This is a genomic window from Streptomyces sp. NBC_01233, from assembly GCF_035989305.1.
GTDB lineage: Bacteria > Actinomycetota > Actinomycetes > Streptomycetales > Streptomycetaceae > Streptomyces.
In genome coordinates this window covers 4,950,098-4,972,733 of sequence record NZ_CP108514.1, presented here as the reverse complement: position 1 = coordinate 4,972,733, position 22,636 = coordinate 4,950,098, and the positions used below count along the sequence as shown (strand labels likewise).

General features: G+C 71.6%; 18 protein-coding genes and 1 pseudogene. 6 read left to right on the top strand and 13 right to left on the bottom strand.

Features of this window, described 5'->3' with window-relative positions; genetic code table 11:
- The first annotated feature begins 70 nt into the window (after positions 1-70).
- The 4 genes from OG332_RS23515 (at position 71) to OG332_RS23500 (ending at position 6,176) form a co-directional block, all read left to right on the top strand.
- Entirely contained in the window at positions 71-4,021 is a 3,951-nt protein-coding gene (locus OG332_RS23515; protein WP_327415325.1) for a hypothetical protein, read from the top strand.
- Positions 4,022-4,028: 7 nt separating this feature from the next.
- Positions 4,029-4,232: a hypothetical protein gene (locus tag OG332_RS23510; RefSeq protein WP_327415324.1), complete on the top strand. Its 204-nt coding sequence runs from the start codon at positions 4,029-4,031 to the stop codon at positions 4,230-4,232.
- A gap of 134 nt (positions 4,233-4,366) precedes the next feature.
- Positions 4,367-5,215 carry a PP2C family protein-serine/threonine phosphatase gene (locus OG332_RS23505; protein WP_327415323.1) on the top strand — a complete coding sequence of 283 codons (849 nt, stop codon included), beginning with the start codon at positions 4,367-4,369 and terminating at the stop codon, positions 5,213-5,215.
- A gap of 4 nt (positions 5,216-5,219) precedes the next feature.
- Positions 5,220-6,176, top strand: a complete 957-nt coding sequence (locus OG332_RS23500; RefSeq protein WP_327419351.1) for an MASE1 domain-containing protein — start codon at positions 5,220-5,222, stop codon at positions 6,174-6,176.
- A gap of 54 nt (positions 6,177-6,230) precedes the next feature.
- Here the strand turns inward: OG332_RS23500 and OG332_RS23495 are convergent, their stop codons facing one another.
- The 12 genes from OG332_RS23495 to OG332_RS23440 form a co-directional block, all read right to left on the bottom strand.
- Positions 6,231-7,910 (bottom strand): PKD domain-containing protein, encoded by a 1,680-nt coding sequence (locus OG332_RS23495; RefSeq protein WP_327415322.1) that lies wholly within the window; start codon positions 7,908-7,910, stop codon positions 6,231-6,233.
- Positions 7,911-8,032: 122 nt separating this feature from the next.
- The gene (locus OG332_RS23490; RefSeq protein WP_327415321.1) at positions 8,033-8,311 is read right to left on the bottom strand and encodes a hypothetical protein; all 279 of its coding nucleotides are present in this window, start codon (positions 8,309-8,311) and stop codon (positions 8,033-8,035) included.
- 175 nt (positions 8,312-8,486) lie between these two features.
- Positions 8,487-9,368, bottom strand: coding sequence for an alpha/beta hydrolase (locus OG332_RS23485; RefSeq protein ID WP_327415320.1), 882 nt, complete (start codon positions 9,366-9,368; stop codon positions 8,487-8,489).
- Between the two features lie 171 nt (positions 9,369-9,539).
- On the bottom strand, positions 9,540-10,745 hold the full coding sequence (kynU, locus tag OG332_RS23480) for a kynureninase (RefSeq protein WP_327415319.1): 1,206 nt from the start codon (positions 10,743-10,745) through the stop codon (positions 9,540-9,542).
- On the bottom strand, positions 10,738-11,586 hold the full coding sequence (locus OG332_RS23475; protein WP_327415318.1) for a tryptophan 2,3-dioxygenase family protein: 849 nt from the start codon (positions 11,584-11,586) through the stop codon (positions 10,738-10,740). The genes kynU and OG332_RS23475 overlap by 8 nt, the downstream gene beginning before the upstream one ends.
- A gap of 166 nt (positions 11,587-11,752) precedes the next feature.
- Positions 11,753-12,166 carry a DUF3151 domain-containing protein gene (locus tag OG332_RS23470; protein WP_150258495.1) on the bottom strand — a complete coding sequence of 138 codons (414 nt, stop codon included), beginning with the start codon at positions 12,164-12,166 and terminating at the stop codon, positions 11,753-11,755.
- A gap of 308 nt (positions 12,167-12,474) precedes the next feature.
- Entirely contained in the window at positions 12,475-13,497 is a 1,023-nt protein-coding gene (fbaA, locus tag OG332_RS23465; RefSeq protein WP_327415317.1) for a class II fructose-bisphosphate aldolase, read from the bottom strand.
- A gap of 345 nt (positions 13,498-13,842) precedes the next feature.
- On the bottom strand, positions 13,843-14,382 hold the full coding sequence (pyrE, locus tag OG332_RS23460; RefSeq protein WP_327415316.1) for an orotate phosphoribosyltransferase: 540 nt from the start codon (positions 14,380-14,382) through the stop codon (positions 13,843-13,845).
- A 21-nt stretch (positions 14,383-14,403) separates the two neighbouring features.
- Entirely contained in the window at positions 14,404-15,192 is a 789-nt protein-coding gene (locus tag OG332_RS23455) for an aldose epimerase family protein (RefSeq protein ID WP_327415315.1), read from the bottom strand.
- Positions 15,193-15,225: 33 nt separating this feature from the next.
- Positions 15,226-16,038, bottom strand: a complete 813-nt coding sequence (locus OG332_RS23450) for an SRPBCC family protein (RefSeq protein ID WP_327415314.1) — start codon at positions 16,036-16,038, stop codon at positions 15,226-15,228.
- Positions 16,039-16,070: 32 nt separating this feature from the next.
- Complete coding sequence (locus tag OG332_RS23445; protein ID WP_327415313.1) at positions 16,071-17,714, bottom strand: polyamine aminopropyltransferase; 1,644 nt, start codon at positions 17,712-17,714, stop codon at positions 16,071-16,073.
- A gap of 161 nt (positions 17,715-17,875) precedes the next feature.
- Entirely contained in the window at positions 17,876-18,424 is a 549-nt protein-coding gene (locus OG332_RS23440) for a DUF2617 family protein (RefSeq protein WP_327415312.1), read from the bottom strand.
- A gap of 697 nt (positions 18,425-19,121) precedes the next feature.
- Between OG332_RS23440 and OG332_RS23435 the strand changes: the two are divergent.
- A pseudogene (locus tag OG332_RS23435) lies at positions 19,122-19,892 on the top strand (aminotransferase class I/II-fold pyridoxal phosphate-dependent enzyme); the annotation flags it as partial.
- 110 nt (positions 19,893-20,002) lie between these two features.
- Complete coding sequence (locus OG332_RS23430) at positions 20,003-21,172, top strand: pyridoxal phosphate-dependent aminotransferase (RefSeq protein WP_327415311.1); 1,170 nt, start codon at positions 20,003-20,005, stop codon at positions 21,170-21,172.
- 170 nt (positions 21,173-21,342) lie between these two features.
- On the opposite strand, the gene OG332_RS23425 is transcribed toward OG332_RS23430, so the two are convergent.
- Positions 21,343-22,599, bottom strand: coding sequence for a phospholipase D family protein (locus OG332_RS23425; protein WP_327415310.1), 1,257 nt, complete (start codon positions 22,597-22,599; stop codon positions 21,343-21,345).
- Positions 22,600-22,636 lie beyond the last annotated feature (37 nt).

Below are 22,636 nucleotides of genomic sequence, written 5' to 3'. Positions count from 1 at the left end.
CGCTACACTCCGGCTGCCCAGAACTCCGGAGCAGCTCACGGAGGTCGGGCCCATCCGAACTGGGGGGTTCATGAGTTTGCTGCCTATCGGCAGAAGAGAACGGAGCAGACGGGGGCGGGGCGGCGCGATCGCCGCCTCGGGCACCCTGCTGCTCGCACTGCTGGCCTCACTCGCAGGCCAGAGCGGCACCGCCGCCGCGGCCCCCGCGCCGCCCGTCACCACCACGGCCACCCCGGTCACGGCCCAGCCGAAGGCCGCGGACCCGCAGGCCGCGCCGACGCCGGACCGGAAGGCCGCGCGCGAAGCGGCACAGAAAGCCTCCGTACAAGCGCTGCAGGCGACCGGGGTTTCGGGCACCTGCCCGGCGGCACTGGCGCCGCACACCGTGGTCGGCTGCACCCTCGAGGCGAACAAGACCGCTTCCTTCTCCCTCACCCTGCCCCAGCAGAAGGACGTGGTGCTGCTGGAGATCTCCGGCCAGACCGTCCACAAGCTGGTCGGTCCGGGTGGCGCCGCCGTGGCGTGCGAGAGCGTCTACGGCGCCGCCGAGAAGTACCCGCCGTTCCAGTGCCCCACCAGTCAGGCGGGGACGTACACGCTGGAGGTGAAGAGCAGCGACGGAAGCCAGACCGACATCGGCGTCTCGTACGTTCCGCTGCTCTCCTCCACCTCGTGCAGGGCGGTGGGCGCCGCCGATCACAAGCTCGGTGCACCCACCGTGCTCCACGGCTCGCTGTCGGCCTCCTCCGCGGGCGCCTGCTTCACGCTCGACCTTGCTTCGGGCGACGTTCTGCGCAGCCACGTCGTCTCGGACGGATCGCCGTGGCCGCCCCTGAGGCTGGTCCACGACGCCACCGGCAAGCAGGTCTGCACCTCGCTGAACCAGAGGCACGCACCGAACGACTGCAAGCTCACCGGCACCGCGCCGTTCCGCGCGTCCCTGGTGGACGGGGACGGTGCCTACGACCTCACTCTGGCGGAGCTCTCCAGGCCCGAGGGCTGCACGGTGGTGGAGCCCCAGGCGTACGGAGCCTCCCCCGAGCCGGGTTCTTCGCGCTGCCGCACCCTGCGGGTGCCGCAGGCCGGCGACTACACCATCGCCCCGGCCTTCTCCGGCGCCAACCTGCCCGGTGGTCTGTACCTGCAGGACGGCACCCCGAGCAACTGCTGGTACCGCAACGGGCCCTGCGCCCTGGCTACCGGTGACTACACCTGGGTCGTCAACGGGGACGTGGTCGACGCCGGCGCGTTCGGCATCGCCTTCCGCTCCACCAAGGAGACCCGCGGCTGCACCGCGGGCAACGACAACGGTCTGGTGGCCGGCGCGTCGACCGGAACCTTCTCCGGGGCGGGGCAGGAGTTCTGCCTGACCCTGCCGACGTCCACCGGCAAGGGCCTCTACCTGCTCAACCGCCCGCCCGCCGGCGGTACCGACGTCGTGGCAGCGGTCTACGACGCCTCGGGAGCACGGCAGTGCACGGTCGAGGGGTACGTGAACCCCGTCTGCCGGCTGACCGGAACCGCCCCGTTCCGCGCCGTCCTGACCGGCACGCCCGCCAAGGCGTACGGGCTGGTGGTCCACCGGACCGGTGAAGCCGCGGGATGCGCCCCCTGGCGGCAGACCGGCTTCGACAGCACCTCGGGCGCCAGGGTCTCGGTGTCCGAGACCGTGCGCCAGGCCTGCCTGAGCGTGCCCGCGGACCAGCACTCCACCGTGGAGATGATCGGTCAGGCCGCCCTCTCGACCGGCACGGTGACGACGGTCTACCTGAGCGACCCCACCGGTGCCGTGTGTGCGGCCGACACCTGCGTGCTCTCCGCCGGGGTGCCGTACACGGCGATGGTGGTCGGACACCGTGCGGAAACGTACGACCTGGTCCGGCGTGACGTCTCGCCGAGTGCGACCTGCGCGGCTCCGGCCTCGACCAAGGTCGGCGGACCGTCGCTGTCCTTCGACCTCACGTCCGCCCTGGACGCCCGCTGCGTCCGGGTCGGCGCCGCCGCCACGGACAAGCTGTGGTTCGGTGCGCGGACGCCCGTCGACCGCTACACCCCGGCCGTCACCACGGTGACGGCCGTCGACGCCGCCGGCAAGATCGCCTGCCGGCAGGAGCAGGGGCCCTCGTGCCGGGCCTCCGGCTCGACCTCGTACGTCGCCGTCGTGAGCGTCTCCCGGTACCAGGGCAAGCCCCTGCGCACCTCCGTGGACTCCTGGAAGGTCGGTACGGCGGCGGGATGGGTGCCGGAGTGCACGGCCGACCGCGTGTCGGACGACCCTTCGGTCATCCGGAGCGGTGTGCTCACCGAGCAGTCCACGGCCCGCTGCGCCGTGGTGGCCATGAAGCCCTCCCACTCCTTCGGGCTCAGCCTGCCCACCACGGCGGGCGACCTGCGCGAGGAGACCGGGTCCGTGGACGTGAGCCTGCACAACGGCCCCGGCTGGACCAAGTCCGCCGCCGAATCCGGATACGGGTGCCCGGACGTCTGCTCGGCTTCCAGCACCGCCGAACCCGGCGACGCCGTGCTGCTGCTGACCGCCGGGAAGGCCGCCACACCCGTCGAGTACAGCATGCAGGGGGCCTGCGCCGCCGGCTGCAAGTCCCTGCCCGGTTCCTGGATCAGTGGGATCAGCCCGGCGACCGGCCCCGCCGGTACACGCAACCAGGCCGTCGTCCACGGCGTCGGACTGCGCCTGAGCACCGAGCTCCGGCTGATGCCCAGCGACGACCCGTTCGCGGAGGGCACCGCCCTGAAGCCGCTCTCCGTCAGCCCTGACGGCACGTCGATGAAGGTGCTCGTCGACACCAACGGCCTCAAGCCGGGCCTGTACGACGTCGGGCCCTACATCGGGGGGCACCGGATCACCAAGGCGTACACCGTCACGGCCCCCGCGCCCGTCCCGACGGGCAGCCGGTTCGTGCCGGCCGGGCCGTCACGGTTCCTGGACACGCGGGACGGCACCGGTGCCAAGAAGGAGCGCGTCGGTCCCGGCGGGGTCGTCACCCTCCAGGTCGCCGGCGTGAAGGGCATCCCGGCGACGGGCGTCACGGCCGTGGTCATGAACGTGACCGCCGTCGACCCGACCGAGGCCGGACACGTGATGGTCTACCCGAACGGGCAGGCCACACCCACGGTGTCGAACCTCAACTTCGCGCCCGGGCAGATCGTGCCCAACCTGGTGACCGTGCCCGTCGTCAACGGCAAGGTCGACCTGCGCAACAACGCCGGATCGGTGGACCTCATCGCCGACGTCACCGGCTACTACACCGACAAGGCCGGGGCCGGCTCCGCGCTGAACTCGATCACGCCCTCGCGGTTCCTGGACACGCGGGACGGCACCGGTGCCAAGAAGGAGCGCGTCGGTCCCGGCGGGGTCGTCACCCTCCAGGTCACCGGCGTGAAGGGGGTCCCGGCCACCGGGGTGACCGCGGTCGTCATGAACGTGACCGCCGTGTACCCGACCCAGGCCGGGCACGTCACCGTCTACCCCAACGGGCAGGCGGCGCCGGACGTGTCGAACCTCAACTTCACGGCCGGGCAGATCGTGCCCAACCTGGTGACCGTGCCCGTCGTCAACGGCAAGGTCGACCTGCGCAACAACGCCGGATCGGTGGACCTCATCGCCGACGTGACCGGCTACTACGCGGCCACCGGTTCCGCCTTCTCCGCGGCGGGTCCGGTCCGGCTGCTCGACACCCGTGACGGCACCGGCGCCCGGGCGGGCGCCGTGGGTGGGGGCAGCCTCGTGAGCCTCCAGGTGGCCGGGGTCGCGGGAGTGCCCGCGCAGGGGGTGACCGCCGTCGTCCTGAACGTCACGGTCACCAATCCCACCGAGGCCGGTCACCTGATCGTCCACCCGCACGGGGTCGCACGTCCCAACGTGTCGAACCTCAACTACACCGCCGGGCAGACGGTCGCCAACCTGGTGGTCGTCCCGGTCGTGGACGGACGGGTGACGTTCTTCAACAACACGGGCTCCGTGGACGTGATCGCCGATCTGAGCGGCTACTTCACGTCCTGACGTCCCGGTGACGCGAGCGAGGGTCCTGTCCGATCGGGAGATCGGGCGGGGCCCTCCGCGTTTTCGGGGAAAGGAGGCCACCCTCACCACCGCGATCGGCCAGATCGACTTCTTCATCGCCCTGGCCGTCATCGGCAAGCTCCGGGTCGGTCGCCTCGCCGGCCGACGAGCAGGGGGACCGAAACTCGAACGAATGTGCGAGCTGATGTGAAGATGCGTTCCGGTGCAGATCGGCCGGGCCGGGGCCGTCTCGGGGGGCGCGTTCCGGGTGGCCGGAAATATGATGTGCACGGGCTCGCGAACGGAGCGGAAGCAGGGACGAATGGGTGCACCTCGGAGCGTTCCATGAGTCCGCGCCGCCCCCCGCGCGTGGCGAGCGCCGACCTGCTCAGCATGCTCGGACGGCTCACCGCCCAGGCGCGGCAAGGGGTCGAGCTGCAGCAGGCCCGGGTCGAGCTGGCCGAGGCACTGCAGCGCGAGATGCTGCCCACCTCACTGCCCGTGCTGCCGGGGCTGCGCGCCGCGGCCCGGTACGCGCCCGCCCGGCACGGCCTGGACATCGGCGGCGACTGGTACGACGGCTTCCAGCTGCCCGAGGGCGCCCTCGCCTTCTGCATCGGCGACGTCCAGGGACACGACGTGGACGCGGCCGCCTTCATGGGACAGATCCGGATCTGCCTGCGCGCCATCTCGGCCGTCGTCGCCGATCCGGGCGAGGTGCTCGGCCGGGCCAACGAGGTGCTGCTCTCCATGGACCGCGATCTCTTCGCGACCTGCAGCCTGCTCCGCTTCGATCCGCAGACGTGGGAGCTGGAGAGCGCCCGGGCCGGCCACGTGCCCTCGATCTGGGCCACCGTCGACGGCCAGTACGGCATCACCGACGACGACGGCGGGCTGCCGCTGAACCTGCAGACCGGATCGGGGTACGCCGTGACCCGGCGCCGGCTGACGAAGGCCGGATCGATCGTCCTGCTCACCGACGGCGTGGTCGAAGGCCCCAGGTTCCCGATCGAGGTGGGGCTGGAGCGCGTCGCCCGCGTCGTCAGGGAAGCGGCGGGCACCGATCCCGACGAGCTGGCCGCCGCGGTGATGAAGGTGGCCGACTCCACCGGCCACGCCGATGACGCCGCAGTACTCGTCCTCACCCACGACGCGGCGCGTCACGCCCCGCCCGGACGCGGGCCTGTTGTCTGATGCTGTGGTGCGCACCGAGGAATGGCGACGTCTGCCCGCAGCTGTCCTGCTGATCCTCGCCGTCGCCCTCGCCTACTACGCGGGCGGACGGATCGGCCTGCACCAGTCCGTGGTCGTCAACGGCGCCGAGGTCACGCCCCTGTGGCCGCCCACCGGCATCGCCCTCGCCGCCCTGCTCTGGCTGGGCCTGCGGGCATGGCCGGGGATCGCGCTCGGCACGTACCTCGCCATCGAACGGATCGGCGACTTCAACCTCTCCGGCCTCGGCATCGTCGCGGGGAACACCCTGGCGCCCGTGTGCGCGTACCTGATGCTCCGCAAGGCGGGCTTCCGCAGCGAGGTCGACCGGCTGCGGGACGCCCTGGCGCTGGTCTTCCTGGGCGGTCTGCTGCCGATGCTGATCAGCGCGACCATCGGGACCTGGACGCTGGTGCTCAGCGGCGACCTGCCCGCGTCCCGGTTCTGGCCGGTGTGGTCGGCCTGGTGGGCCGGGGACGCGATGGGCGTGCTCGTGGTGACGCCCGTCCTGCTCGTCCTGCGCCGGGTCCGCCGCCCCGAGGCGGGCGGCTACCGCGTGGCCGAGGTGACGGCCCTGGCGCTCTCGTCCGTCGTCGTCACCGTCGTGGCCACCCGGAGCTCCCTGTCCCTGCTGTTCCTCGTCTTCCCGCTGATCATCTGGGCGGCCGTACGCTTCCAGCTCGCCGGGAGCGCCCCGTGCACCCTGCTCGTGTCCGTCCTCGCGATCTCGGCGGCGAGCGACCGCGCCGGACCGTTCGACGGGCAGAGCCTCCTGCAAATCATGATCAACCTGCAGGCCCTCAACGGGGCAGCGGCCCTGACCGGGCTGCTGCTGTCGGCGATGGTCACCGAGCAGAACAACGTCCGCCTGAAGATCGAGCAGGTCTGCGAGGACCTGGCCGAACTGGTGGAACACCTCGCCCGGGGCAGACCCGAGCGCTAGACGGCCGGGGCGCCGCGGGGACGGCGGACCGTCCCCGCGGCGCCCGGCGGTGGATCACTTGGACTCGTAGTAACCGAAGAGGTCGACGACGAGGTCCACGTCTTCCCAGCCCTGGTTCCAGTAGTCGACGATGCCGTTCTTGCCGGAGCTCGCCTGGACCAGGTTCGGGACGGTGTTGCCGGCCGTCCAGTTCAGGGTCGAGGACGCGGGACGCTCCGGGAAGACCGCGGTCTTGTCCCTGTACTGCTGCAGCGAGTTCGGGTCCGGCGCGACCGACAGGAAGCCGGTGCCGGTCGTGTTGGTCACGGTGGTGTTCAGCACGTACCCGGCGATGCCCGCCTCGTCGGGCGAGATCCCGTTGTAGATGTAGCCACGGGCCCGCAGCGGCCCGTGGGGCCAGCGCGGGTCACGGGTGTCGATCATCCGGCCCGGCTTGAGCGGCATGAAGGACGCCTTGCTGTCGGTGCTGTAGTAGCCGACGACGTCGACGATCACGTCGGTCCCGGCCCAGGCGCCGTTGAAGACGCTGATCCTGCCGTCCGCGCCGACGGGCACGATCACCGAGTTGGCGACCGTCTGACCGGGGGTGAAGTTCAGGTTCGACGCGGTCGGGGTGGCCCCGCCGCCCGGGAAGACCGACAGGTGACCGGCCTCCTTCGGGTTGGTGACCGTCACGTTCAGCGCGACGGCGGTGATGCCCTCGGGCACGCCGCGCAGGCCGCCGATCTGGGTGGAGAAGGTCTTCCGGCCGCCGAGCCGGCCCCGGTTCGCGCCGAGGCCCTCACGGGTGTCGACGAAACGGGCCGGGGTCATCGGCGTGTAGCCGCTCGCCTCGGTCCGGGTGAAGTAGCCGGTCACGTCCGCGATCAGGTCGACCGACTCCGAGCCGCGGTTGGCGAGCTCGACGTAGCCGTTCTTGCCGACCGGCACGATCACCAGGTTCGGGACGGTCTGGCCCGCCTCGAAGTTGACGTTCGACGTGGTCGGACGCTCGGTTTCCTCGGCGAAGGCCGTGATGTGCCCACCGCTGGTGGCGTTGGTGACGGTCAGGTTGAGGACCACGGCGGTGACCCCGGCCGGGATCGCCCCGTTGCCGCCGACCTTCACGCGGGTGGAGCCGAGCGGAGCGACCTTGCCCTTGACCGCGCCGGTGCCGTCGCGGGTGTCCAGGAGGCGGGTGGGCGCGTACGGGACGAAGTCCGAGCCCGCGGTCATGACCGGGAACGTGTTGACGACCTCGGCCTGGTTCGCCGGGTCCGTCACGGTGACCTTGACCGCGTACTCGCCGAGCTCAGCGTACGTGTGGCTGCTCTTGAGGACGGTCGAGCCGTAGGCGTCCATTCCGTCGGTGTTCCCGTCGCCCCAGTCGACGGTGACCTTCAGTGTGGAGTCCGCGCTGATGACGGTGGTCTCCAGGTCCAGCGCGTGCGCGGAGGTGCTCGCCGCGTTCAGCACGATGGCCAGGTCCGGGTTCCCGGCGGCCTGCGAGGCGCCGGCCCCGGCCTTCCCGCCGGGCAGGCCCTTGCGGACCGAGCGCTCGGCGGGGCTCTTGAAGGTCTTGAAGTTCGGCGCCGCGGCCTTCCCCAGATCCACGGCGGGAGCGGCCACACCCTGCGCGCTCGGAGCGACCGGCGCGACGGGAGCCACCGGATCGGCCGCGTGGGCCATCCCCGGGACGAGACCGACCGTGGCCGCGATGACGGCAACGGAAATTACGAGACGGCGACTGCGCACCGTTCCCCCCATTTTTTTGAACACGCTCAGGAACTGTCGGGGTCACAGTACATAGATCCTCGTCGCGTGATCAGCCGATATCACTGCAGGGAGGGGGAGTTGGCGCGATTCTGCCCCGCGCCTCAGCCCGCGCTGTCGGAGAGCTGCTCCGCCACCGTGAACCGGCAGTGGAAGGCCTGCCAGCGCCCGTCCAGGACCAGCAGGAAGGAATCGCCGTCCCGGTACAGGACCCGTCGCTTCGGCCTGTACGGATGCTGGGGCTTGTACTGTTCGGCGTGTTCCCGCAGTGCGGCGACCGCCTCCTCGCGCGTCCCGTCGACGTGCCCGAGGACCTTGATGGACCACTCCCGGCCCTCGCCGCTGCCCATGTGCTGCTCGACGAGCAACCCCCACCGGGCCATTACGCGTGCCCCTCGAACCACCGCAGGGTGCTGCTGCCCATGTCCGCTCTCCCGCCAACCGCTCGATGAGACACCGGGATCCACGGGGCCCCGGTGCCCGTGCGCGGATCCTCGCACACCGTCGGAGCAGCCATGACGGGCGCCCCGGCCCGGTCGGCGGCCGGGACACCGGCCGCTACCAGGCCAGTTGCGCGATCTCCTCCGAGACCACCGCGCAGGCGTCCGCGGCCGGGTCGATGAGCGGGAAGTGGCCGACGCCGTCGAGGAGCGTCAGACCGACCATCTCGCCCGCCTTCGCCGCCGCCGCCACGTACGCCTCGGCCACCTGCTGCGGGACCACGATGTCGTCCCGCCCCTGCACCACCGCCGTGGCGATCCCCGTCGGCAGCAGGGCCGCCGGGTCCGCGTACGGGAGGCGGTCCGCGAAGTACTCCTCGCCGCCCAGCAGCTGCGCGCTCGCGCCGCCGCACACGCCCAGTTCCTCCGCCACCGCGAAGTCCGCGATCGGGGCCAGTGCCACCACGCCGCGCAGCATCGGCGGGGAAGGCAGCCTCCACGGGGAGTCGTGCGGGAGCACGTGCCGGGCCGCGGCCCACAGCGCGAGGTGTCCGCCCGCCGAGTGGCCGGTGACGACCACGCGGCGGAGGTCGGCCTGCGGGAGCGCCGCGGCGGCCAGCCCCGGGAGGGCGTCCATCGCGGCGGCGACGTCGTCGAAGGTCTCCGGCCAGCGGCCGGCGACCGGCCCGTCGGCGTTCTGGTGCGGGAGGGAACTCCCGCGCCGGTACTCGACGTTCGCCACGGCGAAACCCCTCCGGGCCAGGAAGTCCGCGAGCGGGGTGATGTGCTGTCTGTCGTACGGCGCCCGCCACGCGCCGCCGTGCAGGATGACCACCAGCGGGACCGGGCCGCCCGGGGGCTCGGCGCGCGGGGCGTAGAAGTCGACGACATGGTCGGGGTGTTCCCCGTACGCGGCGGTCGCGTCCGGCGCCACGGCCGGATGGGAGAAGGCCGAGGCGGCCTCGGCGGCGTCCCGTTCCACGGCGGCGGGGTCCGTCATCGGCTCAACCTCTCGGTAACGCGTGGGACAGCGGGGACAGATGTTCCGGTGTTCCGGCAGAGCGGGACCGTATCAGTCTGGAACGGGAGGTTCCGTGCGGGGTCCGGGATGTGACCGGGCGGACGGAGCCGTAGCCCCGCCCGCCCGGTGATGTGACGTTTCGCTACCAAGTCACCCGAAGATGTGACCCAGCGTGCGCGCGGCGCGCTCGGCGTCGGCGAACCCGACGTAGAGCGGGGTGAAGCCGAAGCGCAGGACGTCGGGTGCGCGGAAGTCGCCGATGACGCCCCGGGAGACGAGTTCCCGCATGACCTCACGGGCGTTCTCGGTGCGCAGCGAGATCTGGCTGCCGCGGTGCTCGTGCTCGTCCGGGGTGACCGACTCGACGCGGCCCTGCGGGACGTACGCCGCCACGCATTCGAGGAAGAAGTCGGTCAGGGCGAGCGACTTGGCCCGTACGGCCTCGACGCAGACCCCGTCCCAGGCGTCGAGCGCCGACTCCAGGGCCAGCATGGACAGGATGTCCGGGGTGCCGACGCGGCCGCGGGTCGCGCCCGGGGCCGCCTCGAAGGCCGGGGTCATCGCGAAGGGATCCGCGTGGCCGTTCCAGCCGGGGAGCGGGGAGTCGAAGCCGGCCTGGTGGCGTGCGGCGATGTACAGGTACGCGGGCGCGCCCGGGCCGCCGTTGAGGTACTTGTACGTGCAGCCGACCGCGAGGTCGACGGCGTGCTCGTCGAGGCCGACGGGGAGGGCCCCGGCGGAGTGGCACAGGTCCCAGACCGTGATCGCCCCGGCGGCGCGGGCCGCCGTGGTGAGGGCGGGCAGGTCGTGGAGCCGCCCGGTGCGGTAGTCGACGTGGTTGAGGAGGACCACGGCGGTGTCCGCGTCCATCGCCTCCGCCGCGTGCGAGGGATCCACCGGGGTGACGGTCAGGCCCGTCATCCGGGCCGCCGACTCGGCTATGTAGCCGTCGGTCGGGAAGGTGGCCGCGTCGACCAGCATCCGGGTCCGGCCGGGGGCCGCGAGGCGTGCGGCGCCGACCAGGGCCTTGAAGAGGTTGACGCTGGTGGAGTCGCCCACGACGACCTGGCCGGGGGCCGCGCCGACGAGGGGGGCGAGCTTGTCGCCGATCCGCTCGGGGGCGGTCCACCAGCCGCTCTCCTCCCAGGAGCGGATGAGGAGCTCGCCCCACTGCCGGGAGACGACGTCGGCGGTGGTGCCGGCGACACCGGCCGGGAGCGCGCCGAGGGAGTTGCCGTCCAGGTAGACGACTCCGTCGGGGAGGACGAAGCGACCGCGGAGCTTGGCCAGCTCGTCGGCGGCGTCCAGGGATTCCGCGCGGGCCGCCAGATCGGCGGGGCTGGAGGTCTCAGACATGGCTGCGGGCCGTCCAGAGCTCCGGGAAGACGTTCTTCGTGGCGCGCTTCTCCAGCCAGGTCACGCCGGCCGAGCCGCCCGTGCCCGTCTTCGCGCCCATCGCACGGCGGGTGGCGACCAGGTGGTCGTTGCGCCAGCGCCAGACGAGCTCGGCGACGTCGGTGAGGACCTCGCCGAGGCGGTGGAGGTCCAGGTGCTCGTCCGGGGTGGCGTAGAGGCCGGTCCAGACGGCCTCCACCTCGGCCGAGGGCTCGTAGCGCAGCGAGAGGTCGCGGTCGAGGACGGCGGCCGGGACCGGGAAGCCCCGGCGGGCGAGGAGGCGCAGGACCTCGTCGTAGAGGCTCGGCTCGTGGAGGGCCTTCTCCAGCTCCGCGTGGACGCGGGGCGCGCCCCGGTGCGGGACGAGCATGGAGGAGGACTTCTCGCCGAGCAGGAACTCCATCCGGCGGTACATCGCGGACTGGAAACCGGAACCTTCGCCGAGCGCGGAGCGGTAGGCGTTGAACTGTCCCGGGGTGAGCTGGGCGAGCGGGCGCCAGGAGGCGTTGAGGGCTTCGAGTTCGCGGAGGGAACGTTTCAGCGCATCCATCGCGACCGGGATGCGGTCCTCGCGCAGGGCCTTCGCGGCGGTTTCCCACTCGTAGACGATGACCGTGAACCACAGCTCCATGACCTGGGTCGTGACCAGGAAGACCATCTCGCCGGGGTCGTCCGAGCGGAGGTGCTGGAGGTGGGTGAGAACGTCCGCCTGGACGTAGTCCTCGTACGGGGTGGTGCCGTCGAAGTCGAGGTTCGGGGTGTCCGACCCGCCGACTCCGGAGGCATCAAGGTTGTTCGACATTTCTGTCTCCTCGACACGTGCTTCCGGGTAGCGGTCCGCTCCTTCCGTGAGGTGAGTGGAGCCCCGGTCCCCTGCCCGCAGCATAGGACACCGGCGCGCCGGCGCTCCAGCGGGGAGTGACGCAGACCACACAAATGGGGTGTGCGTCACTCCGCGCTGTACGGCCTCAGGCGCTCAGCGTGTCCGCCGCCGTCGGGGACGAGTCGCGCAGGAAGGTCGAGCAGCGCTCGTACTCCTCCTTCTCGCCGATCGCCTCGGCCGCGCGGGCCAGGGCGTGCAGGGCCCGCAGGAAACCGCGGTTCGGCTCGTGCTCCCACGGGACCGGGCCGTGGCCCTTCCAGCCGGCGCGGCGCAGGGCGTCGAGGCCGCGGTGGTAGCCCGTGCGGGCGTAGGCGTACGACTCGACGGTGCTGCCGGCGGCGAAGGCCTCGTCGGCGAGGACCGCCCAGGCGAGGGAGGACGTCGGGTGCGCGGCGGCCACCTCGACGGCGGGGGTGCCGGCGGCGATGGCCTCGCGGCCCGGCTCGTCGGGAAGGTGGGTGGGGGCGGGGCCCCCGAGCAGGTTCTGGTGAATGGACATGCCCCCAGTCTGCCGGGCCGCTGCCGCCGGGCCGAGCAGTGGTGGCCGTGCTCCGGTGCGGGAGTTGCGGATCCGCGGTCCGCGCCCGCCCCCGGCGTCGGCGATGCACGCCATGGCGTCCGGCACCCGACTGCCACCGCCCGGCCGGGGCGGGGGCCGACGCGCTCGGACAGTCGCACAGGTCCGCCTCGTTCGGGCCCTGCAGCGTCCGGGCACGTGCACGAAGGGCCCGGTCTCCGTCAGGGGACGGGGACCGGGCCCTTCGGTGAAGCGGTGGAGCGGTGAAGCGGTGTGGCCGGCTGGGCCGACTACTTCAGCTTGGTACCGGTGGAGCGCAGGTTCGCGCACGCCTCGGCGACACGCGCGGCCATACCGGCCTCGGCGGCCTTGCCCCAGGTGCGGGGGTCGTACTTGGACTTCGTGCCGACCTCGCCGTCGACCTTCAGCACACCGGCGTAGTTGCTGAACATGTGGTCCACGACCGGGCGGGTGAAGGCGTACTGGGTGTCGGTGTCGAGGTTCATCTTCACGACGCCGTTCTCCAGCGCGGTGGCGATCTCCTCGGCCGTGGAGCCCGAGCCGCCGTGGAAGACGAAGTCGAACGGCGAGGCCTTGCCGTACTTCTCGGCGACACCGGCCTGGAGGTCCTTGAGGAGCTCGGGGCGCAGGACGACGTTGCCCGGCTTGTAGACGCCGTGGACGTTGCCGAAGGAGGCGGCCAGCAGGTAGCGGCCCTTCTCGCCCAGGCCGAGGGCCTCGGCGGTGCGGATCGCGTCGTCGACGGTGGTGTACAGCTCGTCGTTGATCTCGTGGCTGACGCCGTCCTCCTCACCGCCGGTCGGGGTGATCTCGACCTCAAGGATGATCTTGGCGGCGACGGCCTTGGCGAGCAGCTCCTGGCCGATGGCCAGGTTGTCGGCCAGGGTCTCGGCGGAGCCGTCCCACATGTGCGACTGGAAGAGCGGGTTCAGACCGCGGGCCACGCGCTCGGCGGAGATGTCGAGCAGCGGACGTACGTAGCCGTCCAGCTTGTCCTTCGGGCAGTGGTCCGTGTGCAGGGCCACCGTGATGTCGTACTTGGCGGCCACGATGTGCGCGAACTCGGCCAGGGCGACCGCGCCGGTGACCATGTCCTTGTTGTACTGGCCACCCAGGAACTCCGCACCACCGGTGGAGATCTGGATGATGCCGTCGCTCTCGGCCTCCGCGAAGCCGCGCAGTGCAGCGTGCAGGGTCTGGGAGGAGGTCACGTTGATGGCCGGGTAGGCGAACTTGCCTGCCTTCGCCCGGTCGAGCATCTCGTTGTAGACCTCGGGGGTTGCGATGGGCATCTGCCGGCTCCTTGGATGTGCGGGAGTGTGCTTATTGCGGGCCCTGACCTGGGGGCGACGTCATCGTCGCGCCTATCTTTCCAGACTCAGCGCGGGGGTCCAGCCTGCCGGTCTCACGTGCTGGGCTAACGGCCCGGGATGTTTCACGTGAAACACCCCGGGCTCCAACGAAAGGGCAGGTCAGAGCCGCCTCAGGCGTCACCGAGGACCTTCGTCACCAGTTGTCGCGGTGGCCGGTCCGGCACCCCGGGCCCCTAAAGGAGACCCGGAAGGAGACCGGGAAAGAGACCCGGAAGCACGGGGCAGGGCCGCAAGGCAGACCCTGGGACAGCCCTGGTGGACGACCTAGGACAGGCCCAGGTCCTCGAGGTGGTAGCCGGTGAGGTACGGGAGACCCGCCTCGGCAATGGCCTCGGCCGCACCGCGGTCGACGATCGTGGCGACGGCGACGACCTCGCCGCCGGCCTCGCGGACCGCCTCGACGGCGGTCAGCGGGGAACCGCCGGTGGTCGAGGTGTCCTCGACGACCAGGCAGCGCTTGCCCTTCACGTCGGTGCCCTCGATGCGGCGCTGCATGCCGTGGGCCTTCTGCGCCTTGCGGACCACGAAGGCGTCGAGACGCTGGCCGCGCGCGGCGGAGGCGTGCAGCATCGAGGTCGCGACCGGGTCGGCGCCCAGGGTCAGACCGCCGACGCAGTCGAATTCGAGCTCGGCGGTCAGGTCGAGCATGACCTGACCGACCAGCGGGGCCGCCTCGCCGTCGAGGGTGATCCGGCGGAGGTCGATGTAGTAGTCGGCCTCCCGGCCGGAGGAAAGGATCACCTTGCCGTGCACGACGGCCTTGTCCTTGATCTGCTGCAGAAGCGCATCCCGTACGTCACTCATGGCCCTGAGCTTAATTGCGCCCTAGCGCAGCCGCCGCCACGTCCACGTCGTGGAGACCTCCAGCGGGTCCACGGGGGTGACCAGGCGCGGCAGGGTGTTCAGCCCGTTCGGCGGACCGGTCTGCGGCTCCACGCAGACGGCCTCGGACTCCTCGTCGTAGACGACCACCCATTCGGCCCGGCTGGTGAGCCGCAGCTCCAGGGCGCCGGGCCAGGTGAGGGTGACGTCGACCCCGTGCGGCATCCCGAAGCAGTCGTCCCAGGGGCCGGGCTTCGGGTCGATGCGGTGGCCGGTCGGGAGGTGGTCGGCGCCGCGCTCCTCCTGCCAGGCGGGCTCGAAGGAGAGCTCCGCCGCCCCGCCGCCGGTCCCGAGGTCGCGCCGGAACCAGGGGTGCCAGCCGGCCTGGGCCGGGAAGGAGTCCCCGTACGTCTCGACGCCCATGGTGAGGGTCAGCGCGTCCTCGGTGAGCGCGAACACCTGGGTCACCCGGCCCGGGTACGGCCACGGCTCGCCGAGGTCGTAGGTGAACGCCGCCTCGGTGGCGGTGGCTCCCGCCGGGCGCCAGGGGGCGTCGCGGCCGAAGCCGTGGAGCGCGTGCGGCGGGTGGTTGACCGGCATCTGGTGGACGGTGCCGCCGTCGCGGAACCGGCCGTCCTCGATCCGGCCGCACCACGGGACCATCGGGAACACCCCGTACTTCGGGCCCTGGCGCAGCAGCTCCGTCCCGTCGATGCGCAGGCTGCTGATGCGGCAGCCGTTCTCCTGGTCGACCGTCACCTCGGCGCCGCCGGCGCTCAGTTGCGTACTCATGCCGCCGACCCTAATGGGGCCGCGAACCGCAGGTCAGCGACGGCGGCGCAGGGCCCGGCCGATGACGACCGCCGAGGCCAGCGCGAGGGCGGCGGCCGGGGCGATCCAGCGCAGGCTGTCGCCGGCGGTGGTGGCGGGCGCGGGGACCGGAGCGTACCGGCCGCGCGGAGGCGCGTGGTCCACCTCCTCCGCGCTGCGGCCGATCATGGTGCGGCGGGCGTGGGCGGCCTCGGCCGGAGGCCGCGGGGCCCCGTCGAGCTCCTCGAACCCGCCGGCCAGGAACGGGTCCAGCGACGGGGGCGGCACCTCGGTGTCGAAGAGGGAGGCGGTGACCTCGGTGACGTCGTCCCCGAGGACCCCGGAGCCGGTGTCGCCGGTCTCCTCCGCCTCCTCGGCCTCGGCCACGGGGTCGCCGAGGGCGGACCCGGCGGTCAGCTGGCCGGCGGCCCGGTCCAGCAGTCGCTGTACGGCGGCGGCCGCGGCCTCGGGGGTGAACGCGGCGGCGCGCCCGTCGGCGGTGGCCCCGGCGGTGAAGTCCAGCCGGGTGCCGTCCTCGGCCGGGGACAGCCGCAGGTCCACGGAGAACTTCACGGTCCCGCTGCCGCGGACCTCCGTGCCCTCACCCTCGAAGGTGAAGTGTCCGGGGTCCCGCTCGATGACGGCCAGGGCTCCCCGGTAGGTGACGGTGCTCCCGCCGACGCGGACCTTCAGCCGGCCGGCGACCGGCCCGGCCTCGGTGCCGGCGTCCTGCTGGAGTCCCGGTACGCACCGGGCCACCCGGGCGGGGTCGCGCAGCACGGCGCGGAGATCGTCTGCCGGTACCGGGACGAACACCTGATGCTCCATGCGGTCGAGCCTACCGATGACAGCGCACCGGGTCACGAATACCGCGGGTGCGGCAGGGTCGACGGCGGGAGTCCGGGCACCCGGGTGCGTTCCGCGTCGCGCGCGGCGTCCTGCAGCGAGCGGGTCGACAGCGAGTGCAGGGCGGGCGTGTCGCGGTCCACGTGCAGCGGGGGGACCCCGTCGCGGGCGGCCAGGACGAAGCCCCAGTCCTGCGGCGGTGCGCCGGCGACACCGAGGGGGGTGCGGTCGGGTCCGGCGGCGAAGCCCGAGAGGCGGCCGCCCGCGCTGTAGGGGGAGGTCAGCAGGCCGGCCGCGCGGAGGGTGGAGTCGACGGTCCAGTACGTCCGCGGGCGCGTGGCAAGCGGCCCGGCGTGCACGGCGATCCGGCCCCCGGGGCGCAGGGCCCGCGCGGCCAGCCCGTAGAACTCCTGCGAGTACAGCTTCGTGCTGGGGGTGATGCCCGGGTCCGGGAGGTCGGAGACGATGACGTCGAACCGGCCGGTGGCGGCCGGCCCCCGCAGCCAGCGGAAGGCGTCCTGCGTCACGACGGCCGTGCGCGGGTCCTCGTACGCCCGGGCGTTGAGTGCGGAGAGCATCGGATCGGTGCGGGCGAGCCCGACCACGCCGGGGTCGAGCTCGACGACGGTGACCGAAGCGACGTCCCGGTATCGGAGGACCTCGCGGGCGGCGAGACCGTCGCCGCCGCCGAGGACCAGGACGCTGGCGTGCGGGCCGGTCATCGCGGGGTGGACCAGGGCCTCGTGGTAGCGGTACTCGTCGTAGCCGCTGACCCGCAGCCGCCCGTCGAGGTACAGGTCGAGGGAGCGCGGAGAGCCGGTCGGGGGGCCGGTGAGCACCAGTTCCTGCACGCCGGTCCGGACGGCGACCCGCACCTCCGCACCGTAGACGGCGCGCCGGGCGACCCGCTCGAAGTCGTCGGCGAGGACGGTCGCCGAGGCGAGCACGGCCAGCACGGTCACGTTCGCGGCGATCAGCAGCCAGCGGCAGCGCCGGCTCAGGTCGCGGCGGAACAGCCACAGGACCAGCCCGCCGCCGACGGCCGCGTTGACGGTGCCGGTGAGCATGGCGCCGGTGAGCTGGCCGAGCCTCGGGAGCAGCAGGAACGGGAAGGCGAGGCCGCCGACGAGGGCGCCCACGTAGTCGGCGGCGAACAGGTCGGCGACGGCTCCGCCCGCGTCCTGTCTGCGGATGCGCTGGATGAGGACCATCAGCAGCGGGATCTCCGCGCCGATGAGCACCCCGATGACGAAGGAGAAGGCGACGAGGGCGGGGCGGGACTCCCCCAGCCAGGCGAAGCTCGCGTAGAGCGCCATGGCCGAGAGCCCGCCGAGGAGGGCGAGCCCGGCCTCGATGGCGCCGAAGCCGAAGGCGGGCCGGTGGCGCAGGCGCTTGGCGAGCAGGGAGCCGACGCCCATGGCGAAGACCATGACGGACAGCACGACCGACGCCTGGGTGACGGAGTCGCCGACGAGGTAGCTGCCCAGGGCGAGCAGCTCCAGTTCGTACACGAGCCCGCAGGCGGCGCAGACGAACACGGTGGCCAGGACGAGGAGTCGGCCGGTCCGGGGCCGTACGGGCAGGGCGGCCGGGACGGTCGCGGCGCCCCGCGGCTCCGGAGCCGGGAGCACACGGCGCGGGACGGAACGGTCGATCATGAAGCGAACCGTACGTCACCACCCACCTACATCCGGTCACCCACATGGGTGCAAGTGGCGCATCGATCCAGCCAGTTGGCGTAACGGCGGCGGGCCGTCCGCACCCCGGAGGCGCCCGCCGACCCCGCGCCCGATCCACGCCTCCCGCCGCCCGCCGCCCGCTACAGCAGCGCGGGCGATTCCGGCGCCGCGGCGGCCGGGGCCCCCGTCCGTACGCCCACCCGGGTCCGGGTGGCCACCAGCTGCCCCTCCTGCGGGTACGCGTGCCAGGTCCGCCAGCGCACCTGGCCCTCGTAGTGCTGCGCGAGCATGGCGGTGAAGGCGTGCGGACTTCCGGGAAAGGTCCCCGCTAGCCCGTTCGGGTGGTCAGCCACCAGTGCGAGCAGCTCCTGTGCCCGCCCCGCGAAGGACCCGCGGGACAGGGTCTCGACCCGCGCGGCGAACTCGTACTCCCAGTCGCCCACCCGCTTGGCCACGCCGAGCGGCAGCGGCGTACTGCTGCCGGGCATGCAGGCGACCGTCTCCGAGCAGAGCACCTCGGCCTCCTCCAGAAGAACCTGATGGGAGGCCCCGAGCAGGCGCAACTCCACCTTGGCGCCCGACAGTTCGAGGTTCAGTACGGCCAGGGCGGGCAGCCGGTCCCGACCCAGGGCCCAGGCGAGATCGGCGGCACGCGTGTCGGTGTAAGAGGTCTGGAGGGTCGTGAGCATGAGTCGGCTCCGCAAACGCGCGAGGGAGATGGGCCGGGGGCCCGCCAGCGGTAGTCAACGGGTGGGGGGACACCGGCACGGGTCCACAGGAAGTCCAGGGAGGTCCGAGGACTGGTCTACTCAACCGAGGGAATCATGAAAGGCACGGCACTCACAGCGTTTTTACCCAACTTGAAGGGGTTTACATCCCCCCGGGGGCTCCACAGTTCACGTGTTCAACGAGTTGCGTCCCGCGCGTCGTCATGCATCGGCGAACGAGTCGTCACGCAGGGACGAACGACGAGGACGCCCGACCGAAAAACGACCGCCGGGCGCCCTCGTCCACACGGTGCCCGCTGCCCCGTGTCAGCTGGAACCGCCGCACCCGCCCCCGCCGCCGCACGAAGACGACGAGCCGCAGGACGAAGACGAACCACAGGACGAGGACGAGCCGCCCCCGTCACCCCCGTCCACCCACCAGCTGCTGCGCTTGCGACGGCCGCTGGTGTGCCGCCCGCTCCTGGACGAACGGGCTGCGATCGTCACGACGAAAGCGACGACCATGATGGCGATAACGATGAAGACGAACATGCGGTCCGCCCTTCTCTCACCCCGGTCTGCCCGGGGAGCGGGATCCCCGCGTCCCGCGTGAAGGGGGGATGCCCCCGGGCCGCACGGCCCAAAGCACACTTGAGGAAGTCCAGAGGTTGACCCCAGGATGACGCCCATGAGCGCACCCGTGAGCAGCGACCGCCCCTTCCTGAACCGCCGTCTGGCGGCCTTCGGCACGACGATCTTCGCGGAGATGTCGGCGCTGGCCGCCCGCACCGGTTCGATCAACCTCGGCCAGGGCTTCCCCGACACCGACGGCCCGGCGGAGATCGCCGAGGCGGCCTCCCGCGCGGTCCTCACGGGCCGGGGCAACCAGTACCCGCCGGGCCCCGGCGTCCCGGAGCTGCGCTCGGCGATCGCCGCGCACCAGCAGCGCTTCTACGGCCTGTCCTACGACCCCGACACCGAGGTCCTGGTCACGGCGGGCGCCACGGAGGCCATCGCGGCCTCCCTCCTCGCCCTGCTGGAGCCGGGGGACGAGGTCATCGCCCTGGAGCCGTACTACGACTCGTACGCGGCCTGCATCGCGATGGCCGGCGCGGTACGCGTCCCGGTCACCCTGCGCCCGCACGCCGGCGCCTTCGCCCTCGACCTGGACGAACTGCGTGCCGCCGTCACCCCGCGCACCCGGCTGCTCCTGCTGAACACGCCGCACAACCCGACGGGCACCGTCCTCACCGCGGCCGAGCTCGCCGCGATCGCCGAGCTGGCGGTCGAGCGCGACCTCCTGGTCGTCACGGACGAGGTGTACGAGCACCTGGTCTTCGAGGGCGCGCACATCCCCCTGGCGGGCCTCCCGGGCATGCGCGAGCGCACGGTCACCATCTCCTCGGCGGGCAAGACCTTCTCCTTCACGGGCTGGAAGGTCGGCTGGGTCAATCCCTATTCGCCCACCTATTGGGTCCTGGCCTCGTGACCGCCCGCCCGGGCATCGGCCAGGATGGCGCTCGAAGCATCGACAGACACACGAGTGAGGACGGTGGAGAGATGAGCGGCAGGCCGCTGCTGAACCGCAGGCTGGACGGGCTCGGGACGACGATCTTCGCGGAGATGTCGGCACTGGCGACAGCGACGGGCGCGATCAACCTGGGCCAGGGCTTCCCGGACACGGACGGCCCGGAATCAGTGCGTGAGGCCGCCGTACGAGCGCTGCGCGACGGCCGCGGCAACCAGTACCCGCCGGGCCCCGGCATCCCGGAGCTCCGCCAGGCGATCGCCGATCACCAGAGCCGCTTCTACGGCCTGAGCCTTGACCCGGACACGGAGGTCCTGGTCACCGCGGGGGCGACGGAGGCGATCGCGGCGACCATGCTCGCGTTGTTGGAGCCCGGTGACGAGGTGATCGCCTTCGAACCCTTCTATGACTCCTACGCCGCCTGCATCGCCATGGCCGGCGCGAAGCGCGTACCGCTCACCTTGCGCGCCCCGTCCTTCCGCCCCGACCTGGACGAGCTGCGGTCCAAGATCACCCCGCAGACCCGCCTCCTTCTCCTCAACACCCCGCACAACCCCACCGGGATGGTCCTCACCGCCGAGGAGCAGAGCGCCATCGCCGCGCTCGCCGTCGAACACGACCTACTCGTCGTCACCGACGAGGTGTACGAGCACCTGGCCTTCGACGGAGCCACCCACGTCCCGATGGCGACGTTCCCCGGCATGCGCGAGCGCACCGTCTCCATCTCCTCCGCCGGCAAGACCTTCTCCTTCACCGGATGGAAGGTTGGCTGGGTCATGGCGGACGGCCCGCTCGTCTCCGCGGTCCGGACCGCCAAGCAGTACCTGACGTACGTCAGCGCCGGCCCGTTCCAGTACGCGATCGCCGAGGCGCTCCGCCTGCCGGACGCGTACTTCGACGCCTTCCGCACCGACCTGCAACGCAAGCGCGACCTGCTCGGCGACGGCCTGCGCGCGGCCGGGTTCGAGGTCTACCAACCCCAGGGCACGTACTTCATCACCACCGACATCACCCCTTTCGGTGAGAAGGACGCCTACGCCTTCTGCCGCGCCCTCCCCGAACGCTGCGGGGTCGTCGCCATCCCCAACTCCGTCTTCTACGACGACCCCGACGCCGGCCGCAGCCAGGTCCGCTTCACGTTCTGCAAGAGGGACGACGTCCTCCATGAGGCCATCAGCCGCCTGCAGCGCTTGGCATCCTGAACTCAAGCCCTCCTGGTCCGGTCGGCATCTGTGCAGATCAGGCGATTGGTGTCGGTTGGTCTGGCGTGGTCTGGGGCCCCGGGAGAAGATCTCCTCCCAGGGTTCTCCCAAGTGGGAGCGTTACGGATTCCGGGCGCCGGGGTACCTCGGTGCCGGGTGCTCCAGGCTGATCAGATCTGGTAGTCCCCGCGAGGCGCTTGCGAGATCACCAGGTTGTACTCGCCGCCGGTCGTGCATTCGAGGCTTATGTACAGCCCGACGTAGTTGGTCTCCCGCATCTCCGATGCCAGCGCGCCCCAATGGAGCACCGTGGGCACGTTTCCTTGCCCGGAGATCCTTTTCGGGTCGTGGCTGAGCCTGAGCTCTTGGATTCCGAGGTCCGTGCCGTCGATCCACGTGCGGAACCCGACGACGACCTCCTGCTCCGTGTCCTTGCCCTCGGTCGGCGTCCACGGCAGGCCGCCGAAGAAGTCGTCGCGGAAGTAGTGCTTGTGGTCTATGGAAGCGTCCTCCTGGCTCAGGCGCAGATTGCCGGTCGGATTACTCGCCGCGGACTTCACCTGCTGCGCCGCGGTGTTGTCGAGATGCTTGAACCAACGCCGATGAACGTCTGCGGTCGGGAAGGGAGCGGGTCCCGCCAGTGCCGGCTTCTTCACCGTCGCGGGCGTCCCGGATGCGCCTGTCGCCTTGATTGCAGGCTTCTTCGTGACTGTTGTTCCGGGAGCGGATGTGATCGGGGCGATCTTGGAGCTCAGGCCCGGCAGCTTCCTCAGGCCGGCCAGCACTGGCTTGAACAGGCCGCTGATTGTCGCCACGATCGCGCTGTCGTTGTCTTCCGGTGTGTCCGACTTCTTCTTCTGAACGCGCCGTGCTCGGGACTCGGAACCGATGACGATGTCCCCGCTCTTCTCCAGGTCCGTGATGAGCTCCGCCGTCAGGGGACTGCATGACTCCGTCTTGGCGATGAGGCTGTCGAACCATGCCGACACCTCGTCCGTCACGTCCTCGCCTTCGCCAGCGTCCCAGTCCACCCACATCGAAGCCTCGTAGTTCCAGCTGAGTCCGCCAGCCGTGAGGTTGCTCGAACCGACGAGCAGCGAGCGCTGGCCAGACGAGCAGGCGAAGTAGACCTTGGGGTGGAAGGTTCGTCGCGGGTCGTGGAAGACGTAACCCTCGTCGGCGACCTGGAGGGCGAGCTCCAGTCCCTCCCTGGTGGCGCCGCCCTCGCTGACTCCCAGGATCAACAGCACCTTGCCGCCCTGGGCCCGGAACTCCTCGAGCACGTCCCAGACGCGCCCGAGGCCGGACCGTTTGGCCCAGGCCACCGCGATCTTGAGCTCGTCGAACCCGTCGTCCCTCGCGTGCTCGATGAAGTCGACAAGGTTTGGGTGGTCGGCGAAGGGCTGGCCGGCGAAGCGAAGTTTCATGCCTTTGAGGATTCCACAAGGGGTACTGCGCGACGCG